The sequence below is a fragment of the Paenibacillus sp. GCM10027630 genome (assembly GCF_042676305.1).
Classification (GTDB): domain Bacteria; phylum Bacillota; class Bacilli; order Paenibacillales; family NBRC-103111; genus Paenibacillus_S.
On sequence record NZ_JBHTGY010000082.1, the window covers coordinates 1 to 20,965 of the forward strand.

The window sequence follows — 20,965 nt, forward strand, 5'->3', positions numbered from 1 at the left end:
CACCACTTTCCAAATTATTTACTATATTATATCAAATTAACGCGGTGAATTGGTGAATTATATTAAAGAAAAAAAAGACTGCCGAGACTTTCTCGACAGCCTGAATATTGCACTTATTTTCCTTATACTAGCAAAATTGCCGGTAAATAACTGCACATTTGCAGGAATTTGTACTTGCTGATGAGCTGAAGAGGAGGAACGAACTGAAATTGAGGCTAAAGTCAATAATCACCCTCTAGAAGACTACGTCCATGCCTCCATTCATCGAACTACCAATAAGATTTGACATCCTATCACCAAATAAACCAGTTATAATCACTTTCCCCGGTATGTCGACATTTTCAAAAAAAAGACCTTTCAATAAAAAAGGCAGATTCCCCGCGAGGAACATGCCATCTTCGTTAAGTGTATCTTAATCACTACAAAGGAGTGTTCTTGTCTTTCATCCCAATTGCAAACCCTTCAAATCCAAGCTTATTATAATACGGGATATTCTCCTCCGTACAAAGCAGCTGAATATGAAGCTTGCTCTCTCGACCCTTTTCCACTAACTTTCGAATCATCTCGCTTCCAATTCCTTGGTTTTGATAATCTGGATGAACAACTAAACCACAAATATACGCATTAATCACACCATCTGAAACGATGCGGCCCTTACCGATCAACCTCTCCTGATTATAAGCACAAATAACATGCCAGCTTTGAACTAACGCTTTATATAACAGTTCCTTGGGCAGCATCAAGTAATCATTCCAACCAACAGAGTCGTACAGTGTAAATATACAATCGGCACTTGGAATTTCATTAGTATAATGAATCTCTATTTTAATCCCCCCCCTTTCTTCACTCCTCAGTCCCAGAATCTATGCTATCCGAGGCGCCGTAAAGCTCATAATCCCAATAGGTCCGGCTTTGGTTACGCGTTACGTTCATGACCGTATTCCCATCAACCTTAAAAAGATCATAACGATAACCTTCCACGTAAGCTTGGTATGGAAGATCCCCGCCATAGTCGCTATACAGCTTTTTGACAGCCAACTTCGTATCAAGGGAATAGGTACTGGACAACGGTGAATGAACCTTGATGATCAATGTCCCCTCCGCTGTTCTCGGATAGCCGAAATGTGGGACCTCCACTTCCGCTCCTTGGAACAAGTCATTCACGATTGAAATTTCCCCGCCGGCATTTATAAGCAAAAGCTTCCAGTCCCCGCCTACCACCCAGTGGGTTCCATCTGCGTTACTCCATGACCCACGAATAAGAGAAAAGGGTAACTCCGTAGCTGTTCCTTCTCTAATCAAATAACTAAAATGATATTCATGCGAAGTACTAAACCTGCCTTTCACAGGAATATCAACGTTAATTTGTAGCGATAAAAGGGTAAGCTTTTCACTCAATCGGTGCGTCAGAGCACTGTATGTAACCCCATTATTAGTTTCCCCAGGATAAGAAGCAAAAAGCGTCTGATTTTCAAGAAGATACTTGGTTAAGGAAGTAAGCTGTACATCTTGAATGTAAAGAGCATCCTCCTTTCGTTCCAGCACTGTATCGCCTTCGTATTTCCACATCCACTGCGATGCATTCTCGAACAGCTTACCGGCTGTTTTCCCATTGACCCATTGCGGCGGCTCTTGAAGTGACTTGGCAATTTTTAAATAGCCATATTCATTGTTTTTGTACATCTGATTCCTAATGTATAAGTAATTTTCATCATCATATTCGATCCTGTCGAATTGCCGACTTTGTTCGGTTGTAATGGTCAATCCGGCTGCATCTTCCCACTGCAAATTCATGTGAAAAAGGTCGTGAGCGAAGCTCCACGTCATTGGAAAGTAAGTGATGTCGCGGAATTGCAGCAGCGGAAACGGTTCTGCTTCATTCGCAATTCTCTGACCGTAGATAGTTACGGCAAAGGGAGCAATGGATGCGTTATAATTAGCACCCGCACGATTGGCGACAGATTCTACCTGACTCCATTTCTCTTTGCCCGGCAGCCCTTGCGAATCACCTGGAACAATGGATAGCCCACTACTCTCATCCCATGTATAAGATAGGCCCAGAGCCCGTGCTGCGTTCCAAGTAAGTGGAAAGTAGGTAATGTCCTTATACGTAACCAAGGGATACGCGCTATGTGATTGGTCAATCTTTACTCCGTCCAAGGTTACTGAAAACTTTGGTATGCTGACTTGGACACGTTCTGCTTGCGCCTGCACTAGCTGCTGCATCTGACCTAGCAACATAAGGAATAAACCAGCTGTAAGTAATAATCTCCACATCTTGACCCCTCCTGAACAATAATATGTTAATTGTATGACGTTGGTCTTGAAAAATAGTTGTTCTTTTACAAAACAAATATAAAAGGAGCATACCTTCACAAGGCAGCTCCTTTTACGTTCATTTATTAAAACCTGTATAAGCAATCGACTTAACTCGTCACTGCATTTAATCCCTTGCGATGCATCCGTGAAGTCGCCCAAACGAACAAGAGCATAAGTAATGCAAATCCGACCAATACCCACAGCGACCACGACACCGACAGCTTATCCATACACCAACCGGTCAACAGCGGAAGCGTTGCACCACCAATTCCGCCTGCGGCAATCAGCACGCTCGTCGTACGCTCCTCCGCCCCTGGGAAAAAGCTGTTTGCATAAACCAAGGCTATTGCAAACATGCCTGACATTGCGAGCCCAAGCAGTATGATGATTCCAAAGGCAGATACGATGCCCGTGCTCAGCGCCAATCCGGCAACTAATACACAGAAGCCGGCACTCCCGAACAGCAGGTAGCGGGAATAACCGATTTTTCGCGAAAAAGCTGCTGCGAACAAGCGGCCAATTGCCATCGCTCCCCAGAAGCAGGTTACTGATAATGCTCCAATTTCTGAACTAGCTCCAAGGTTCTCAACAAAGATCGACGGTAAAAAGTTTGCCAAGCTCATCTCGCCGCCTACGTACAGCAAAAAGATAAGAATAAAGAGAACGAAAACGCCCATCGAACCCTTACGAACTTTCTCTGTAACTGCAGTTGGCTCATAACCACGCTGCATGCGTTCACGTAATCCTCCAAGAGGCAGAAACCACCAGAGAAGAAGCATACATACGGTGAATAGGCCTAACGTCAAGAACGCCCCTCTCCACCAGCCCTCGGCTATAAACATAGAGGCCAAGAGCGGCATCACTAGCGCACCTACTCCGAAAAACACTTCTACACGAGCCATCATCGCCGCTTTGCGGTCTTCCTCTGCGGCTTGCATAATAAGCGCCCCAATTACAGTCTCAATCATGCCAAATCCGAATCCGGCAAAGGGTGCGACCACCAATACCACTCCCCAAGCCGGCAGCATTGCGAATACCAACTCAGCAGCGCTTAGGAAACATAGAGACAGCAGCAATGCTCCTCGTTTACCGAGCTTAGTCGACCACCACGGCCCCGACAGTACACCAATCAAGAAACCAACAAACTGTAAAGAAATCAATTGCCCGCCCGCCGTATAATCTTTTCCGTAAAAAGCCAGCATGTCCGGCAGCAGCGACCCTATCACTACATGCGCCAAACCGATTAAAAAGTAAGATAAACAGCCCATCCATAAAAAAACCTTCACTTATCAATCCCTCATTTACACGTTGAATACGGATGCTTCCGACTTTTATTACTTTAAATGAAATGTCTGAATACTACAAGTCGCCGGGCAATTAAATGTTTCCCTACCGATCCCTCTAAAGCATCATCCTCAAGCTTCAAACCGGTATGGGATTATATTCACCGACAAACTTATATTGATAGCTGTTATCTATTCGAATATACCCCAATATTTTACTCCATCTGTCTCGACGCACTAAACTTGATTGATTTTTGTTATCCATATTTCCTTCTGCAACAAGCAATTCATTATCATGACAAGACAGCACAACGCCTATATGGTCGTGAGATTCGTTGGACAGCAGCTTTTCATAAATAACGATATCGCCTCTAGCCGGGGAGAAGCCTTGTTCTTGAACACTATGAAAAAAGTTCACATCAGGAAATTGGGCCCATTCAAGCCACGCTGCTACGCCTGCAAACCTGCACACACTATTAGGAAAACGGATCGGCAATAATAGCCCTGCTTTTCTGCAACAGTAGTATACAAAGGCGGCACACCAGCTTGCTTTTAATTCTTTATAAATATTATCGCCTGTCCAATAAAGACATATATCATGGTAATCTTTATCCGAAGGAATCCCTATAATCCCTTTTGATGCGAGCTGTTCCGCCCAGTCTGCTAATCGCTCGCACCTATTACCTGACACTTCTATTGGCGTACCTTTCCCTTGCTCATCCTGTTCAACTTTAAAATCATTGAGAATACCTAATTCATTCAGCAGCTTTCTCAAACGTTTTGCATGTTCAAAACTTACTTCAGTACCGTTATTATAAAAATATTGCTGCAGTACTTCGGCATCCTTCACAATCTCATCGTATTCATTATGTATGTTAGTTTTATCACTATGATAGAATACCGCACAAAGTATGATCCTTTGCTCCTCTTTTGTGAAAATATCCATATCTCTTAAAATTGGTCTTATCGCCTCGGCACCATTTTGGTCATGAAACTCTTCAATACCTGTCATAAATAAATAGTAATCATGAAGCAATCCTGCAATAGCCGCTATATGTTGCTGAAGGCCTCTTTTTTGCGCCAACATTGAAGCGTAGCTCGATACACCATAAAGCCTTACATAAGCATTACGCCTTGTTTCTCCATTTGTTATTTTTAGCAGCTTTTCGTCGACAACCGCCCTCACACTTTCCAACTTTTGGTAATTTTCAATATGAATATTAACCCCTCCTTTACACAACCCATATTATACCATTTTTCAGAAAACCGAAGCGTATATTTTCAACCTAACTGACCTTTACTTAAGTAAACACAAAAAAAGAGCTCCCTCGAAAGTTAGCTCCTACATTATATGGAGTCAAATCAAACCATGTTGGTTAGCTGCTTCATAATAGTATCGTACTGCTCCATCGTAATTTCCTTCATACATACCTGACGAATTAATTCCTTCTCTTGTGAACTAAACACCACATCATCTAATTCCCAGGATGAACTGATTTCTTGAAAGCTTTTCTCAAATTCATCTCTTGTCATGTTATTCTCTCCCTTGTGGGGGTAATCCCTGGATGTACGATCTATGGTGAGTGGTGCTCTAAAGGGCCTATATATACTACTTCGAAAGGAAAATTCAAATTAAGTAGGTATAAGATCACAAAACGTTGTTTTTTTCCAATAAAAAAGGAAACACACCCATCGGCATGTTCCTCATTTGTATTCATTCGACATTTAATTTGCATGATCAATGACCTGCTGGTGGGGAAATACTAACAGTTTACCATCCGATTCCATCCAAAGCACGAAGTCCATTGTATTAATCCGTTCCATAGCAGCAATGAACTTGGGGGGATTCTGTACCTTCAAACTGAATTTCAGCTGCAAGGTCGGCTTCTCTCTGCTGTCCTCGGACGAGTCGGTCTCGGAAATCATTTTGACGTTAATGATTTGAATGCCCTGCTCTCCAAAGGCTGATGCCAGCTTGCCAAGTACACCTGGATTATCAAGCGCCTTAATGGTAAGCTCGTGATTTCTGCGATGGCGCATCAAATATTTTTCCCATTTATTAAGGACGAATAGGCTGATTAAAACGAGCATGGTCGTGTAAAACGCCGCAAACAGAAACCCCGCTCCCACACACAAGCCAATCGCCGCTACCACCCATACGGATGCTGCTGTCGTCAAGCCGCTGATTACCGATCCATTGCGCAGGATGGCTCCTGCTCCAAGAAAGCCGATGCCGCTGATTACTTGCGCAGCAAGACGCGCTGGGTCAATCCGTACATTAGGCTCATTGACATATTCGGAGAATCCATAAATGGACAGCAGCATAATAGTAGCTGAGCCCAAGCAGACCAGAATATGAGTTCGAAAGCCTGCAGCATGGTTATTCCACTCTCGCTCCATTCCAACGGCCCCACCGAACAGGACCGCCAGCACCATCCTTAGCAGCAGCTCCCCATGGGAAATTGTCCATAAAGTTGTAGTTCCCATCGTGATAGTTCACTTCCTTTAGTTAAAGTAAATCGCATTCGTAAATCCAATCATAGTTCGCACATTGCAAAATACTCCGTACAGCTCGCCACGCAGCCAGCGAACGCCTGTCACATCCAGGGTCAGATCCGCTTGCGGCTGCCCTTGCGTCAATTCCACAACAGCAAGCTCTCCCAGGTTGCTGACAAGCTTTAGCTGCAGCAGCTGATCCGGCAGCTCCCAATGGCCTGCTCTCGTGGTGAAATCTATGCCAGCCGTTACCTCAAGCTGCAATCCGTCTCCCTCGCGGAGCTCAATAGTATCTCCGATGCCTGCCCGCTTACCATCGCTCCCAAGCACGCTAAGCTGCGGAAGCGGTCCCATCGATACAGCCACATTGCCTCGCCGTAGAGCATCCAGTGCTCTATGGACTAGGCTCAAGCCATCGTCTTCAACAGCTTCATCTTGAATCCCTAGAAATGTCGCCGAGATCGGATCCGTCACCGGATCGGAAACATGCCAATCCCGCCCACTTGTCGCTGCAATTCGGTGTCCCCGGTTTAACAGCTCCGTCCACATTGCGAAGGCGCGGGCATTATTGCGCTGAATTGAAGGAAATAATCCTGACCATACTTCAATATAATCAACCTCATTCCAATCTGACACTTCAAATTCCCAGAAGCAGCCCGTACACATCGGACTGCCGACACGGAATGGATGGGCTACTCCTACGAGTCCCCCCTGACGGTGAACTCCATCAATTCCCCTGTGAATATGAAAGGGGCTCAGATTGCGCCAATCTACATATTCCTGAATACCAAGCGTGAGCATATGTCCGAAGAATGTAGTCCATTCAAGCCCTGGGATCACTTCCACTCCCGACTCTGCTACAATCTGCTCTCGGTTTGCGAGTCCTGTCATCGTATTATGATCCGTTAAGGCAACGCCACGCAGCCCTAATGCATGTGCCGCCGAGGCAAGCTCGGCCAAAGATTGTTTGCCATCGCTGTGAAACGTATGGCAGTGAAGTTCAAATGGCAGCCATTTAGTCATTGTATGTCCCTTCCTTCCCAGACATGCATCCTGTACCGGCATTGCTCGGTAACTACGCAATGAATGTTGATCATGATGCTTAGCTGCCCCCGGGGAAATACACCAGGTACCAGCCCCGGAGAAGCTTCCTCGGCTGTAACAATGAGATGCTGTACAGGATCATGCCGATGTCCCGCACCACGAAACCCAAATTCATCATCGAACGACAGTGTAAGCAAATTTTGCAACGGCAAAAAATTTCGCCAATTATCCGCATATCCTTTGCGATGCTCATCTAGTATGTATTGATTTAGTCCTTCCATTATCAGCTCCTGTGATTTCAATTCATCATCCAGCACCTTCGGCTCGTAAGCAAATTCCACGTGAAGCTCCCGACATTCCCGATGCAGATGCATCGTGTAGGTAATATGACTCTTGGAGCAGCTCGGGGTTACCAAACCCTCCACTTTCAATAACGTATTCATTGTCCGTCCCCCCGCCATAAAGTTTGTCTTGGTTGTTCTTTCGTCACTGTGACCTCAGCAGAACTGCGAATCGGCTGCTGGGGTGCGTAATCTTCATCGAGGAAAAAACCTTTAAACTCAGGAACCATAACGGACTCTTCCCCATCTGGCAGCCATACTGCGCAAATTTCTTCTATATCGTTATAGCAACTCCCGGCAGGAAGCTTAACCGTTGTCGAAAACTGAAAGTAAGGTCCATCATAGGCACAGCGGAATTCACCATATCTTAGATCGCCAAAGCTGCCTGAAAACCATCCTTTTACTCCTTTGAGCTTAACTTGAATATCTATAGACGTTTCTTTCTGTGGATTTTCCGTCACCTTGGCCGATTGAACATACAAGTAGTTACGTAAATCGGTTAGCTGGAACGAGTTGTTCACAACCGGTAGTTCCATAGAATATTGGCGCAGCATTTCCCAGGCCGTTACCTGATAAGTAAACGGAAAAGCATCCATGACCCGCTCTCTCGGCTCAATCTGCTGATTCCATTCATAAACAGGAGGCAGCAGAAAGCGATACCTTGATGTGATTGTGTCATGCACCATTCCGTTGGTTGTTACGTTCTGAAGCACTGGATGCCCTCCCAATGCTGTACTGCCCTTAAATTCACCTGTAACATGCTCAGGCCCTTGAAAGGTAGCTTTCTGCACTTTACCTTGTTCATCAATCTCCACACGATACACCCATTCAATATCTGTTGTACGTCCCCACTTACTCATCAGCAGAGGGGTCGGCGTCCCTTCATCCTCATGGGAAAACATTATTTGATACTCGATTGCTTTTCCGCTCTCCAAAGGCTCTATGCTATAAAACATCAGCAGCGGAGTATCCGTATATCTTCCCTCATAAGGGTGATATACATTGCGCCCGTATATAACTGGAGTATGCTTGTAAATTTCGAACAGCTCCGAATTTTTTTCCGTAATTATCTTCACATCAACCGATTCAATATAAGCCTTTTTCACCTGCGGGGACGAGATATCCGGATTAAAAGCAAACCTGAGCATATAAGTGCCCGGCTGCATATAACCCAATAATCTTGTATAAGTTAAAGGCCGATTCCCATAAAAGAGAACGCAGTCCTGGTTATATTCCCTCTCTACCCAAATACGCAGTACAGCTGATTCATAGTCGGCCACACGCCAATCGCTTTCCGATTTGGCTAACAAGTCAATTTCTACAATTCCTGGCTCTGCAATCTGTATTTCCATTCTAAAATCCGTGTTCGCATTGATTTCCTTCCAACCCAAAGCTCCAGTTGATACGATAGGCTGCTTCATCATGTACTCCCTCCTAAAAGCTTCGCTTTCACGAAACCAACCTCATATGCGTTATGTATTCTTAAGCATTTAGAAAAAAGCACCTTCCCTTAAAAGCTTTACCTTTTCAGTAAAGTCCATCGAAGGGAAAGGTGCATGTTCAGCTTTAATGCGCTGTCTTATCGTCTTTAATCATCGTACGAATATAGAAGTATCCCATCAAAGAACAAAGGATGAACATAAAGACGGCGTTTGCGCTCGCGAGCTGAGTATCCTGATAGACTGAAAATATTTGACGCATCGCTACACCCAGCACTTGCGGTGAGTTCGGTCCAATCAAGAACGGTGCCGTAAACCCGCCAATAATACCCATGAAAATAAATGTAACCGCAACCCACATCGTCCGATAGGACAAAGGAAGTATAAATTTGAAGAAAATCTGTAAACGGCTTGCCCCGATGTCTTTAGCACTTTCAATGATTGCGTTAGGTATACCGGCAAGCGCAGAGGTGAGCAGCATCGTCGTGAACGGGATATTAAACCACAGGTTAGCGAGAATGATACCCTTATAATCGAATATGATTTTGGGCAATGCGTCATTGCCGAATAACAATAAAATACGCGACAGCCAACCATGATTCCCATACATATTAATAATTCCATAAGAAGCAATTACTGAAGGGATAAACATCGGGATCATATACATTCTTTTAATTCCATTCACCAGCCGACCGCCGCTAAATCGCATGTATACCGCTAGTGCATAGCTGATCAGCAGCACCATGATGACAGATATGATAGTCAGCTTCAAGGTGAACGTAATGTTGTTAACACTCACCTTGTCGGTGAACAAGTAAAAGTAATGTGCTAAAGTGTAGCTGCCTTTATCGTCCTTAAAGCTCTCATTAATAGCGAGTATGATCGGTACGATAACTACGAAGCATAGAATAAGGAAGGATGGGATTACTAGCAGCAGCCCGAAAATCCCTTGTTTTATGTTTTTACTCATTGGCCAGCAACATCCCTCTGCCAGCGTTTCTGGATCTCTTTACCCAAATCACCAATGCTGAATGTACGGTATCCGCCAGCGACATCCTTAAATTTGTCTTTCAATTCCTGCGGCATTTCCGTCCATTTGATACCTGGATAGCCGTACATTTTGTTGACGATGACACTCTGAGCTTCAGGAGTTAACACATAATCCAGGAATGTAGCAACCGAATCCGGATGCTCCGACAGCTTCGGAACCATCAAGTAAGTCGGGCCACCCGTAAAGGAAGGATCGATTTGCACCAGCTTGGTTGTATCCGGCAGCAGCTTCTTGGAAGCCTGCTCTAAAGCTTGGTCGGACCATGCCGGTATGATATCGACTTCACCGTTGGCAAGCAGGTCTAGCGTCCCTTGATTTTTCTTAGGATAGACACCTTTTTGGTACATGAACGGGTGCAGCTCCTTCAGCAGTGCAAAACCTTGATCCCATTTTTGTGCGTAAGATGGATCGGAGCTGACATTAGCTTCCGGTGGAAGGAAATTATAAATCGCTGTTTGTACAAAGGAATCTCCCGAGCCCCCAGTAGCAGGATCATTATAAGCAAACCGTCCCGGATTTTTGCGGATCCAATCATAGAGCTCGTTAGCTGTTTTTGGCGGTGTTTTTACTTTTGCACTGTTATAAGCCAAAATTACTGCGGATGCACGATAAGGAATCCCCATATTTTTTACATTACTCAATTGCTTTTCTTCGATTTTACTCAGATTAGGAATTTTTTTCGTATCCAAAGGAGCCCATAAATCTTCCTTAGTCCCCTTGATAACATCACTTAAGCTGCTCTCGTACAGGTCGATGTTACCGGATTTCTGATTTGCTTGCTTCGCTGCAATAATACGATCCACGGTAGATTGCCCGCCTGCACCGGAATCAATATGAACCATTTTCACTTTAATATTCGGATATTTCTTTTCAAACATTGGAACAACAACTTCCCATAAATCCTTAACATTTAATGAACCGGTAAAATAAAATGAGAACTCGTCTTGCTTCCCCTTGTCTCCACCGCTTGATGATGCTGGTTTATCGCCTCCGCTGCCACATCCCACTAGAGCTCCCAGTACCATTACCGAAGCAAGAGCCATACTTAAACGCTTTTTCATAAGGTTCATTGATTAATCCTCCTTTAGAGTTGTGTGCCAGCAAACTCTGGCATATTGACCTTGAAATATGAATAAGTGGTTTAGGCTGACTTATATGCAAGCACTTTGGAAAAAGATATCCCCGTAACTTGCCCCGGAGATAAATCCTTTACAGCATCACGCGGTAAAAACGCTTTCAAAATGCCTAATTCCGTCTCAAGCGACACTTCTGCATAATGTCCCAGTATCATCACCTGATGAATTTTGGCCAATAGTCCCTCGTCGGGCTGTACAAATACAATATCCTCAGGTCGAATAGCTACTGTAACCTCACCGCTCAGCTGCCGTGTATTAGCATATTGCAGTCGGTTCATATGTACCTGGCTGCCATCCGCATTGCCTTTAACGAAGTTCATTTTACCGATAAACTGGGCCACGAAGAGCGAACTAGGATTATCGTATATTTCCTGAGGGTTGGCTTCCTGCTCGATATTTCCCGCATTCATAACGATGATTCGATCGGATATCGAAAGCGCCTCCTCCTGATCATGCGTAACGAAAACCATCGTTAACCCCGTGCTTGCTTGAATATCGCGCAGTTCTTCACGCATCTCGTGACGCAGCTTCGCATCGAGCGCTGAGAAAGGTTCGTCTAGCAGAAGCACTGCAGGCTCCAGTAAAAATGCTCTTGCTACCGCTATCCGCTGCTGCTGCCCGCCTGATAATTCGCTCGGAAATTTCTTCTGTGAACCGGGGAGTCGAACCAGCTCCAGCACCCGCTTGATCGCTTCTTCGATCTCGGCACTGCTTTTCTTCCTTATTTTCAAGCCAAAAGCTAAATTGTTGTACACATTCATATGCGGCCATAAATTATAGCCTTGAAAAACCATCGCAGTAGGACGCTTTTCCGGCGGAAGCTTTAATACACTTTTGCCTTCGATTACGATATCTCCTGAGTCCGGTTCAAGAAACCCGCCAATACTCCGAAGCACTGTCGTTTTCCCGCAGCCGGATGGGCCGAGCAATGTAACCAATTCTCCCTTGTTAACATTCAGAGAAATATTCGACACGCCTTCTCCAGTTTTATAGCGTTTCGTGAGGTTCTGTATAGATAGCTGGATCATAGTTCCTCCTTAGAGTTTCACTTTAGTGAAACTTACTTCGTAAGCATTAACTTTAAAGTTTTCCATAGGAAAGCTGACTTCGTAAGCATTACTGAGTTTCGCTTTAGCGAAACTTACTCCCATTACTTCATTTGGAAACCGCTTGACATGACATCGGCCGTTACGAATCTTTGTGCAGCCAGCAGCAGAACGATTGTCGGCAGTGTCAGAATGATAGAGAACACGGCACCCGCTGTGCTGGGATAGTCTGAAATAATCGAATACATGACAACCGGCATTGTACGAAAATCAGGAATACCAACAAGAAACGTCCCCTGTGCTTCATCCAAGGAATGCAGGAATGTAAAAATCGACGCTACCATAATTCCAGGCAAAGCCATGGGCATCGTAATGCTCCAAAAAACCCGGAACGGGGTTGCACCAACATCTCTGGCCGATTCCTCCTGTGCTTTATGTACATTTCGAAAGGCCGATGATGGTATCCAGGTCATAAACATTAATGTATTTACAATATGAATTAAAACAACGCCTGCAAAAGTATTCATCAACCCAACCTTGTAAAATAAAACAGCGATGGAAACGTAAAGCCCCATTTTCGGAAATGCATGGGTTAGCAGAAACGAGAATAAAAACCATCGGCTAAGCGGGAAGCGAATTCTTGCAAATGCATAGGCAGCCGGTATGCAAATGACGATGGATAAAGCGGTTACAACCGTGGCGATTAAAAATGAAAGCCCAATTGATTTGACCACCTCATCCTTGGAAAGTACAAACTTCCACCAATCCAATGACCATGACTGCGGTAAGACTGCCGGGTACTGCCATTTCCCTGTAAACGCTAACAATAACAGATTCAGTAAAGGTCCCATAAAAAAAACAGCAAAGATGACGAGAATAATAAATTCGATCAGCTTCCGTTTACCTTGGGCTTTGAAATACCACATCATGCGTGCTCAATCTCCCCTTTCAAAACTTTCACAATCGACATAGGTTAAACCGGTTTAACAGATTGTATATCGGGGTAAGCGGTTAACCTAATGTATCTAGATTATTAACAATTTATTCATATTTGTCAACTATATATTGCTAGCAATGGATACTTTTTCTTGTTAAAAGGACTAAGCAATAAATAGTTGACAACTACGGCTATACATTCATGTTTCTGTCGATCTGGGTGACGTTCAAGTTCGCAAGCTGATGCTTTTAAACAAAATTCAGGTTTTCAGTGTAAGGAAACGGCAGCGGAAACAATAGGGCAAGTACTTCCTTTAGTTCACCCTGCTCGGTCATAGCAGGTCCATTAAACAAAAGTGTCGTTGCGCCTCGATGCCCGATAGTTAAGGATTCACCCTTATAGCTGATTTTATAACCGTTACTGGTTACCGCCAAGCTTAGTTCCGCCAGTCTCTCCGCACCAAGCTGCCGCAGCATATAAGGCTGCAAGGAATTCCACAGCCCAGGGAAATTGATCATACGAATTGTGCCCGGAATCGTGCTTTCAGTAAAGGCGCAGCCCGCCGAAGCCAGCTTCTCCGATAATGCGGCTCTTTCCCCCATAACAGGAATATGAAGCCACTTCGGACTTAACCGATCGATAATTTCATGAAGCAATCCGATGACAGCTTCGTCACTGCCCCCATATTCCAGAACATCTGCTGTAAGGCCCCCGTCTTTTTCCAATAAAAAGTACGCCATATAGCCGATTGCATCACCGCTATTTGTAAAGCTCATCCAAACATGCTGCTCCGCACTTTCGTTGCTTGCAACAGCAGCGCTGCGAATAAGCTGGTTCAATTCAGCCTCTGTTCTTTTGTAGTAAGCTTTCTCTGCTTCCATTAACCTAATGATTGCAGGCTGATCACATTTCTCATCATAGGGCCGTATAACAGCTTCGTTTGTTCGATTCAGCTCTGCCAATTCCTCAATGGAATGAACGGTAAAGCGTTTAACTGCCCCTACTTCCAAGCAGTCATTCCTAAGATAAAGCCCGCGTGTTCCGGATATTAGCAGCAGCTGAGCGCCTTCCTCCGTACATTTGTTTATGCTTCGTTTAACGAGCATATCCGCGAAGTTTCTCCCTCTGTAAGCTGTATCCGTACAGACAGCCCCCATGCTTACAACAGGAATGGTGCAGCTAACGATCGAAAGCTCTGATTTCAATAATCCTACCAATGTCGCTGGTACTCCATCCTCCTCTATGATTAACAGATTATTTGCGTTCTCTTTGGAAAAAAGCATGGAGTAAGCCTCTCCCATCGAGGTTTGTCCCGGCTTGCGAAACGTACGGTCGGCCAGAGCTACTAACACTTCAATTTCATCCGGTTTGGCTGATCTGGATACGGACATCGTATTCCTCCCATTCATTATGTTCTCATGTCATTCTCGAATTGCAATCGCTTACAAAATCAATAATTTCTTAATGCTCTATTGACAATTGAGCGCCAATGCGCGGAAGGCTTATCCGCTTGCTCGTTATTATAATGGAAGTTTGTTGGAAAAGGAAGCTGTCTTTATAAAGTTTAGCGCGCTTCCATTTATCTATAATTCATCCTGTTTCATTCTCCCCCAAAAATATCCTCCACCTTATTGCCTACTGCTTTTAGGCTGCGTTATACTTAGCATAGACTTTAGGGCAAGCGCTTACCCCAATTCGTCCATGAAAGGATGCATTTCATAGTATGAAGACGATTTCAATAAACGGGCTTTACAAGCCATGCGGTCAGCTCATCATGGGCAGCGATCATTTCAATCAATCACAATTCGGTCTTGCCAGCAGCTTGCTTGATAAGTTTACGGCAATGGGAGGCACTACCATCGATACAGCCTTTCAATACGGTGATGGTGAGAGCGAGAAAACAATCGGCAGATGGATACATGAAAGAGATAACAGAGAGCAGGTTGTCATTCTGACCAAAGGCGCCCACCACGACGAGACCGGCCATCGCGTTAACCCGCAATCCATTACCCATGATTTGAACATTAGCCTGGAGCGGCTCCAAACCGATTATATTGATCTGTATGCACTGCATCGTGATGATCCGAATGTGCCGGTCGGCCCCATCATCGACATTCTCAACGAGCATCTCCTAGCCGGTAAAATCCTTGCGATTGGTGCTTCCAACTGGTCACATCAACGTATCCAGGAGGCTAATGATTACGCATTGCAAAATGGTTTAACGGGCTTTACATTCAGCAGCACTAACTTGAGCTTAGCTAAAATGATTGAGCCCCGTTGGGCCGGCTGTGTCCCGGCCGATGAAAAGACCTGTCAATGGCATCAGGCGACAGGGATGCCTTTGCTATCGTGGTCTTCCTTGGGTGGCGGATTTATGGCCGGCCGATTCTCACCTGAGCATCGAGAGGATGAGGAGATGGTTCGCACTTATTATAGTGAAGGCAATTGGCAGCGCCTTGAGCGAACCCGGCAGCTCGCAAAGGAGAAGGGAGTGCCTTCCGTGCAGCTTGCGCTGGCCTATGTGCTTAATCAGCCATTCCCTACCTGCGCACTAGTCGCTGCCTATGCACCCGAGGAGCTTGATTCCAATCTGGCCGCAGCAGGCTTAACATTAACCCCGGAGGAAGTGCGCTGGCTGGAGTTCGGAGAGGAATAAATTAAATCTCACCTTAAAGCGCTTGGCCAGATCACCAGAGAATTGCGGTCTGCTTCTGCTCCCAGCCTTCGCAGCAGCTCTGCAGCGTCGGATTGCAGAATAGGTATATCATTCCACTTATCGATTACGAGCTTTCGCGTATTTGGAACCTTCAAGTACGCGGCAGCGACTGATCGCAGCAGCTCATATAGCTCATCCTTACTAGGAGTCGATTGATTAGGCGCTATGTCTTTCCTTTCTACACCTTCCAGCCGATCATACATAGTAAAAATACGCTTACCGCCGTTTTCAATCCATAGCTGCCAACGTCCACCCTGAATGACCATATCATTTCCTTTTTTCCTCGCAAACGAAATTCCCTCTACGTCAGGCCATTTAACAATGAGTCCAAAAGGATTGGAAGGATCTGTGGAAGGCAGTACAATCGTGTGCAGTTCTGTATCCCATTCACGGGTACGAAGATTTTCCACCTGATCCCTGGCCGAGAACTGCATGGTCTTCACGTCCTTGACCCAGAGCCCCCTAGTCAGCATCCCCCAGTTTTCCAGCTGCTTCAAGGCAGCATAGACCTCGTCCCATGACCATGGAAGATGTAGCGCTGCAAGCTCCTTGGTCAACAGACCGTACCCACCTAGCAAATGCTTGATCCATGCTGACAAAGACTCTTGGGGATTATAGGGTTCCTTCAGTGATTGAAGACCATACCATCGGCCAAGACCGGATTGGAAGCCTTTGCCCTTGGAGGGCTTGGCTGATTTCGTCCCCCCGTTCAACCGAAGAGGCGCGAATTGATCATTGGATACTAATCCTCTCCAGGACAGGGCAAGTAAGTCTGCCGTCAGGTCCGATGGAATACTTCCCGTTTCACGGCTTAGAGACGAAAGGAAGCTGGCTCCTTTACTTGTTAACAGCTCAACTAGCGGCTCAACCTCTTCCCCATTGTGCTTTTGCTGCCCCTGCTCCAGAATCGGTGCGTAGAGCTCCTTGCTCTCTGTCATGAAAAAAGCGATGCGGCCTTCTTTCTCGTCCTCTTCTTTTCGCCCCATCCATAACACTTCCCCGCCTGCACACAGCCGGTCTAACATTTCCTTGCGGTAATCCGTCAAACGAAGTGGAAAAATGGAAGTTTCCCATTGAGACAACGGGAGGAAGATACCCTGCAGCTTCGCAATAACTTCCCTGAGTCCCTGTTCACCACTAAGACGCGTGTGAGGCAGAACATGCTGTAACGCCATCATTCGTGAGCAATAACGGACCGGATCGACTGGCTCCGAAGCCTGCCTCAGGGCAAGTGCCTGGGAACGAGCATGACGGGCGGCCGCTCTGCTATTAATCCAGACGCGAACGTCCTTTTCATAAGATAGAGAGGCAGCCTCGGTGTTAGTTGGCGAAGCAGCTTCAATCCGACCTTCCGCTTCCCACTGCTGCAGAAGCTCCTCGATCCTGTGTGAATGCAAACCGTACCTTTGCTTTAGTTGTTCCCCGGTGAAGCTAGTCTGCCGATCCACATAGCGAGTAATGATGAACCTGTCAGCCAGCGGCGCTTCTCCCAAAAGCGCGTATGTATCTGCTTCGTCAGCACAAATCCAATAAGACGATAAGCTGTCTCCTATATAGATGGGGGAGAACCGTTTTTCACGCTTCAGTACATTTAATAATTCTTCCAATTGGCTGTCAGCAACCTTTGTAGACAGCTCGGCCTCAGTATGTTCTCCGCGCCGTTTTAACAGACTGAATAATTGTTCAGTATTGTGAATTGCCGGCTCCGCCGACTGAGCTTCAGCCCCGAACTGTTCATCTGCCTGAGGAACAACATCTGCGACCTCCTCTCCAGCCTGAGCAGACTGATCGCCAAACCATTTCCCTGCCAAAGATCGGTCGATTCCCATTAAACGCGTCTGTACATCCCGCCCAACCGCATCTGATTCATATATTTGAGCGTTGATATAATCAGCAAGAAACAAAACAGCAAACGGAGATGGAAAGGCAGCCTGCTTTACACTTACCTCCAGCGCTCCGGTTTCGATCTGCTTCAATACAGCTCGCACACCCTCCACATCCAGCTCTTCGTACAAGCACAGCCTGATAGCTTCACCTATAAAAGGGAACTGCTCCGCATATGGCAGCGATTCTCTAAGAAGCGCCTCGCTGCGAAGCCTTTTTTGCCAAGCCGGCACACGGCTGAAGCTGCGCGACAGCAGCAATGAGGTTTCGGCTAGACGGCGAAAGGCTATGCCGAATTGCGGAGAGGAGGGAACCGCTTGACGAAGCAGGTCTTCCAACCGGTCCGAGGTCACCTCTCGGATTAGCGGCAGCAGCCTCGAAGCTTCACCACTCCCCCCGTCCGCAATAATAAATTCTATTCCATTATCCTTGGCATTAGCGTAAATACGGTAAGGCAAGGAACGTTCGGCATGAAGCTGGATCGCGAGCTGCCACGTCCGGTTAAATGCTCTTCCGAACCAGCTGTGAATAATGAGATGATGCTGCTTGAAGTCATCTTGAAATTGTTCAATAACAATTCGACGATGCGTCGGCAGCTCAGAGACAGCTTTCTGTGAATGGATCAGCATCAGCAGCTCGTCAGCAGCGTGCGCCTCCATGAAATGCGAATCCAACAACCATTGTATAGTCCGCGACTTCTGTTCCTTTTCAAGCCGCTCCTCTACATGCTCCAGGAAGCTTCCGATCTCAGCGGAGAAAGCAGCCGATCTCCCTTGCCCTTCTCCCCGCCAAAACGGGATTTCGCTGAACGTATTCCCAGACTCCTCCACCACATAAACGCGGTCGCTTCTGATGGATTGTATTCTCCATGAGCTTGTGCCCAGCTGAAATACATCCCCAACCTGGCTCTCATGGATGTATTCTTCATCCAATTCACCCAAATGAATGCGGCTATCGGCATGGTGGACAGGATATGCGCTCCCTTGAGGAATGGTTCCTGCGCCCATAATCGCAGTCATCGCCGTGGAGCTTCGCCTAGTAATAAGACCGGTTGAACGATCCCAATCTATTAACGGGCGGACAAAAGGATAGTATCCCGAGAGCACTTGAAGCACAGCTTCCAGACGCTCCAGAGGAAATCCATGATAGCCGTAACTTCGATTCAGAGCTTGCTGCAGCTGCGGCACGGTGCGGTCATCAGCAGCGACCATCGCAACGATCTGCTGGCACAGTACATCCAGCGCATAACGCGGCACTTGAATCTCCTCGATTTCCCGCGCCTCAATACTGCGCGCAAGGACTGCGCATTCCGGCAGCTGCCCGCGGGTGCGTGCCACTATTACGCCGCGGCTTTCATCGCCCACGGAGTGGCCCGCCCGGCCAATCCGCTGAATACCCGCTGCGGCGCTCTTGGGAGAATCGATCTGCAGCACCAGATCGATATGCCCCACGTCGATTCCTAGCTCCAGCGAGGAGGTGGCGACAAGACAGCGAAGCTCCCCTGCTTTGAGCGCTCCTTCCACCTCAAGCCGCTGCTCCCGGGAAATACTCCCGTGATGCGAGCGTGCCATCTCATAACCGACGTGGTCGTTCAGCCTTAATGTCAGTCTCTCGCATAGCCTGCGGTTGTTCACAAAGATTAACGCTGATCTGCTGTCCTCTATCAGCTTCATAATATGCTCGGTCAGCGGTTTCCAAATCGCTTCCTGCTTGTCCTTTGTGATTAGCGCTTGCTCAGGCAAGGTTACCCGAATGCTGAATTTCTTCTCCATCCGGCTTTCTATGACCTCAACAGTCCGCTCTGCATCAGCTTCCCAGCCTCCCAGAAACCTGGCTATCCGCTCAATCGGTTTCTGTGTAGCCGAAACTCCGATGCGCTGCGGTGTGGCGCCTATCCAATCGGTCAGCCTTTCGAGTGTTACCGATAAATGCAATCCTCTGCTGTCCGCCGCCAAATCATGAATTTCATCCACCACACAGAAAAGAACCGTCTTCAGCATCATTCTTCCTTTGGGCGAGGTTAGCAGCAAATAGAGCGACTCCGGGGTCGTCACCAGCACATCCGGCGGATTCCGCAGCATGGACGCTCTAGTGCTCTGCGACGTGTCTCCGGTCCTGACACCGATGGTAAGCCCGCTCCATCCTCTGCCCTGTTCCTCTGCCAATCGCTTAAGCTCAGCCGCATATTCGATCACATGGTGGTGAATATCATTATTAAGCGCCTTCAATGGAGTTATATACAAGAGCTTAACCCCACGGGTAGGGGCTTTCTCATCTTCCGCTTTTTTATCCTGCAAAATCCGGCTTAAACACGGCAGCAGAGAGGCCAATGTTTTGCCTGAGCCGGTAGGAGCAGCAATTAATGTATGCACTCCACTCTGTATCGCCTTCCATGACCGTACTTGAACATCTGTAGGATGGCCGAAACGATCACCAAACCATTTAGCAATCAGCGGATGAAAGGCACCCGTCGTATCGTTCATGATAAGAAATCTCCTTTGCTTAACCGTAACTACACAGCCTCTATACAGCCCGTAAAAATAACCGATCAGCATATAAAACACAGTATACCATATTATGGAACACAAACTTAAGCGCTGCGAAGAGCCCCATTTTCTGAATCAAACTATTCACGCATGGACCGGTTATGCCTGTACAGCTATTTAGCAAGTACCTACTGTATTTGTAAGTTCCTTACGAAAACTTTACTGATATCCATATGCATGCCATACTTTGGTAACTGCTTATGATATTGCAAAACTTTAAGGAGAGATTATTATTTTACAAAAAACACATAGCGTTGCAGGCCTTGTGGCTGCAGAATGCGTACTTCTTCATCAAAATGTGGCTTTTTTATCCTGGGAAGCATTCGGAGCTGTACTGCTGGGTTGTTTGGCTGGGCCATTAGCCGATGTGGACAAACAGGGTTCAACCATGGCCAAAATATTATTCCCTTTGTCAGCGCTCCTTCGGATTCTAAAAGTACGTCACAGAACCGTAACACATTCCTTAATCTTCATTATGATTTTATGGCTGATTTCCTCTCCGCTGCCCGCTTTATATCACTGGGTATTCATCACGGCCTATGCATCACACCCTCTTATCGATCTGCTCAATGAGAAGGGAGTACAGCTGTTCTGGCCATTGAGATTTAAAGTTCGTTTGCTCCCAAAATTTCTGGCTATAGATACCGGATCAACGGGTGAGACGTGTTTTCAATGGATGCTGCTTGGAGTCAGCTTATGGATTCCTTTTTCTACCATTGAATTTTGA

At 46.3% G+C, this 20,965-nt stretch carries 17 protein-coding genes; 2 read left to right on the plus strand and 15 right to left on the minus strand.

Annotation, left to right across the window (positions count from 1 at the left end; genetic code table 11):
- Positions 1-419: 419 nt before the first annotated feature.
- The 14 genes from ACFQ0C_RS32270 to ACFQ0C_RS32335 all read right to left on the minus strand — a co-directional run bounded on the left by ACFQ0C_RS32270 (position 420) and on the right by ACFQ0C_RS32335 (position 14,483).
- On the minus strand, positions 420-740 hold the full coding sequence (locus ACFQ0C_RS32270; RefSeq protein ID WP_379373054.1) for a GNAT family N-acetyltransferase: 321 nt from the start codon (positions 738-740) through the stop codon (positions 420-422).
- A 103-nt stretch (positions 741-843) separates the two neighbouring features.
- Complete coding sequence (locus tag ACFQ0C_RS32275) at positions 844-2,277, minus strand: hypothetical protein (RefSeq protein ID WP_379373056.1); 1,434 nt, start codon at positions 2,275-2,277, stop codon at positions 844-846.
- Positions 2,278-2,426: 149 nt separating this feature from the next.
- Positions 2,427-3,605 carry an MFS transporter gene (locus ACFQ0C_RS32280; protein WP_379373058.1) on the minus strand — a complete coding sequence of 393 codons (1,179 nt, stop codon included), beginning with the start codon at positions 3,603-3,605 and terminating at the stop codon, positions 2,427-2,429.
- 136 nt (positions 3,606-3,741) lie between these two features.
- Positions 3,742-4,842 carry a CHAP domain-containing protein gene (locus ACFQ0C_RS32285; protein ID WP_379373060.1) on the minus strand — a complete coding sequence of 367 codons (1,101 nt, stop codon included), beginning with the start codon at positions 4,840-4,842 and terminating at the stop codon, positions 3,742-3,744.
- A 122-nt stretch (positions 4,843-4,964) separates the two neighbouring features.
- The gene (locus ACFQ0C_RS32290) at positions 4,965-5,135 is read right to left on the minus strand and encodes a hypothetical protein (RefSeq protein WP_379373062.1); all 171 of its coding nucleotides are present in this window, start codon (positions 5,133-5,135) and stop codon (positions 4,965-4,967) included.
- Between the two features lie 192 nt (positions 5,136-5,327).
- On the minus strand, positions 5,328-6,089 hold the full coding sequence (locus tag ACFQ0C_RS32295; protein WP_258216572.1) for an MgtC/SapB family protein: 762 nt from the start codon (positions 6,087-6,089) through the stop codon (positions 5,328-5,330).
- Between the two features lie 18 nt (positions 6,090-6,107).
- Positions 6,108-7,121 carry a CehA/McbA family metallohydrolase gene (locus tag ACFQ0C_RS32300; RefSeq protein WP_379373065.1) on the minus strand — a complete coding sequence of 338 codons (1,014 nt, stop codon included), beginning with the start codon at positions 7,119-7,121 and terminating at the stop codon, positions 6,108-6,110.
- Positions 7,118-7,585, minus strand: coding sequence for a hypothetical protein (locus tag ACFQ0C_RS32305; protein ID WP_379373067.1), 468 nt, complete (start codon positions 7,583-7,585; stop codon positions 7,118-7,120). The genes ACFQ0C_RS32300 and ACFQ0C_RS32305 overlap by 4 nt, the downstream gene beginning before the upstream one ends.
- Complete coding sequence (locus tag ACFQ0C_RS32310) at positions 7,582-8,907, minus strand: hypothetical protein (RefSeq protein ID WP_379373069.1); 1,326 nt, start codon at positions 8,905-8,907, stop codon at positions 7,582-7,584. The genes ACFQ0C_RS32305 and ACFQ0C_RS32310 overlap by 4 nt, the downstream gene beginning before the upstream one ends.
- Before the next feature lie 142 nt (positions 8,908-9,049).
- Complete coding sequence (locus ACFQ0C_RS32315) at positions 9,050-9,892, minus strand: ABC transporter permease (RefSeq protein ID WP_379373071.1); 843 nt, start codon at positions 9,890-9,892, stop codon at positions 9,050-9,052.
- Positions 9,889-11,043, minus strand: coding sequence for an extracellular solute-binding protein (locus ACFQ0C_RS32320; RefSeq protein WP_379373073.1), 1,155 nt, complete (start codon positions 11,041-11,043; stop codon positions 9,889-9,891). Before ACFQ0C_RS32320 ends, ACFQ0C_RS32315 begins: the two co-directional genes overlap by 4 nt.
- A 71-nt stretch (positions 11,044-11,114) precedes the next feature.
- On the minus strand, positions 11,115-12,137 hold the full coding sequence (locus ACFQ0C_RS32325) for an ABC transporter ATP-binding protein (protein ID WP_379373075.1): 1,023 nt from the start codon (positions 12,135-12,137) through the stop codon (positions 11,115-11,117).
- 122 nt (positions 12,138-12,259) lie between these two features.
- Complete coding sequence (locus ACFQ0C_RS32330; RefSeq protein ID WP_258216565.1) at positions 12,260-13,084, minus strand: ABC transporter permease; 825 nt, start codon at positions 13,082-13,084, stop codon at positions 12,260-12,262.
- A 256-nt stretch (positions 13,085-13,340) separates the two neighbouring features.
- Positions 13,341-14,483 carry a GNAT family N-acetyltransferase gene (locus ACFQ0C_RS32335; protein WP_379373077.1) on the minus strand — a complete coding sequence of 381 codons (1,143 nt, stop codon included), beginning with the start codon at positions 14,481-14,483 and terminating at the stop codon, positions 13,341-13,343.
- A gap of 332 nt (positions 14,484-14,815) precedes the next feature.
- Between ACFQ0C_RS32335 and ACFQ0C_RS32340 the strand changes: the two genes are divergently transcribed.
- Positions 14,816-15,748: an aldo/keto reductase gene (locus ACFQ0C_RS32340; RefSeq protein WP_379373079.1), complete on the plus strand. Its 933-nt coding sequence runs from the start codon at positions 14,816-14,818 to the stop codon at positions 15,746-15,748.
- Between the two features lie 8 nt (positions 15,749-15,756).
- On the opposite strand, the gene ACFQ0C_RS32345 is transcribed toward ACFQ0C_RS32340, so the two are convergent.
- Positions 15,757-20,175 carry a DEAD/DEAH box helicase gene (locus tag ACFQ0C_RS32345; RefSeq protein ID WP_379373081.1) on the minus strand — a complete coding sequence of 1,473 codons (4,419 nt, stop codon included), beginning with the start codon at positions 20,173-20,175 and terminating at the stop codon, positions 15,757-15,759.
- A gap of 295 nt (positions 20,176-20,470) precedes the next feature.
- Between ACFQ0C_RS32345 and ACFQ0C_RS32350 the strand changes: the two genes are divergently transcribed.
- Positions 20,471-20,965 carry a metal-dependent hydrolase gene (locus ACFQ0C_RS32350; RefSeq protein ID WP_379373092.1) on the plus strand — a complete coding sequence of 165 codons (495 nt, stop codon included), beginning with the start codon at positions 20,471-20,473 and terminating at the stop codon, positions 20,963-20,965.

Coding starts and splice junctions, on each gene's coding strand:
- ACFQ0C_RS32320 (WP_379373073.1), bottom strand. CDS start 11,043: ATGAACCTTATGAAAAAGCGTTTAAGTATGGCTCTTGCTTCGGTAATG.
- ACFQ0C_RS32305 (WP_379373067.1), bottom strand. CDS start 7,585: ATGAATACGTTATTGAAAGTGGAGGGTTTGGTAACCCCGAGCTGCTCC.
- ACFQ0C_RS32270 (WP_379373054.1), bottom strand. CDS start 740: ATGCTGCCCAAGGAACTGTTATATAAAGCGTTAGTTCAAAGCTGGCAT.
- ACFQ0C_RS32330 (WP_258216565.1), bottom strand. CDS start 13,084: ATGATGTGGTATTTCAAAGCCCAAGGTAAACGGAAGCTGATCGAATTT.
- ACFQ0C_RS32275 (WP_379373056.1), bottom strand. CDS start 2,277: ATGTGGAGATTATTACTTACAGCTGGTTTATTCCTTATGTTGCTAGGT.
- ACFQ0C_RS32310 (WP_379373069.1), bottom strand. CDS start 8,907: ATGATGAAGCAGCCTATCGTATCAACTGGAGCTTTGGGTTGGAAGGAA.
- ACFQ0C_RS32325 (WP_379373075.1), bottom strand. CDS start 12,137: ATGATCCAGCTATCTATACAGAACCTCACGAAACGCTATAAAACTGGA.
- ACFQ0C_RS32340 (WP_379373079.1), top strand. CDS start 14,816: ATGAAGACGATTTCAATAAACGGGCTTTACAAGCCATGCGGTCAGCTC.
- ACFQ0C_RS32345 (WP_379373081.1), bottom strand. CDS start 20,175: ATGAACGATACGACGGGTGCCTTTCATCCGCTGATTGCTAAATGGTTT.
- ACFQ0C_RS32290 (WP_379373062.1), bottom strand. CDS start 5,135: ATGACAAGAGATGAATTTGAGAAAAGCTTTCAAGAAATCAGTTCATCC.
- ACFQ0C_RS32335 (WP_379373077.1), bottom strand. CDS start 14,483: ATGTCCGTATCCAGATCAGCCAAACCGGATGAAATTGAAGTGTTAGTA.
- ACFQ0C_RS32315 (WP_379373071.1), bottom strand. CDS start 9,892: ATGAGTAAAAACATAAAACAAGGGATTTTCGGGCTGCTGCTAGTAATC.
- ACFQ0C_RS32295 (WP_258216572.1), bottom strand. CDS start 6,089: ATGGGAACTACAACTTTATGGACAATTTCCCATGGGGAGCTGCTGCTA.
- ACFQ0C_RS32300 (WP_379373065.1), bottom strand. CDS start 7,121: ATGACTAAATGGCTGCCATTTGAACTTCACTGCCATACGTTTCACAGC.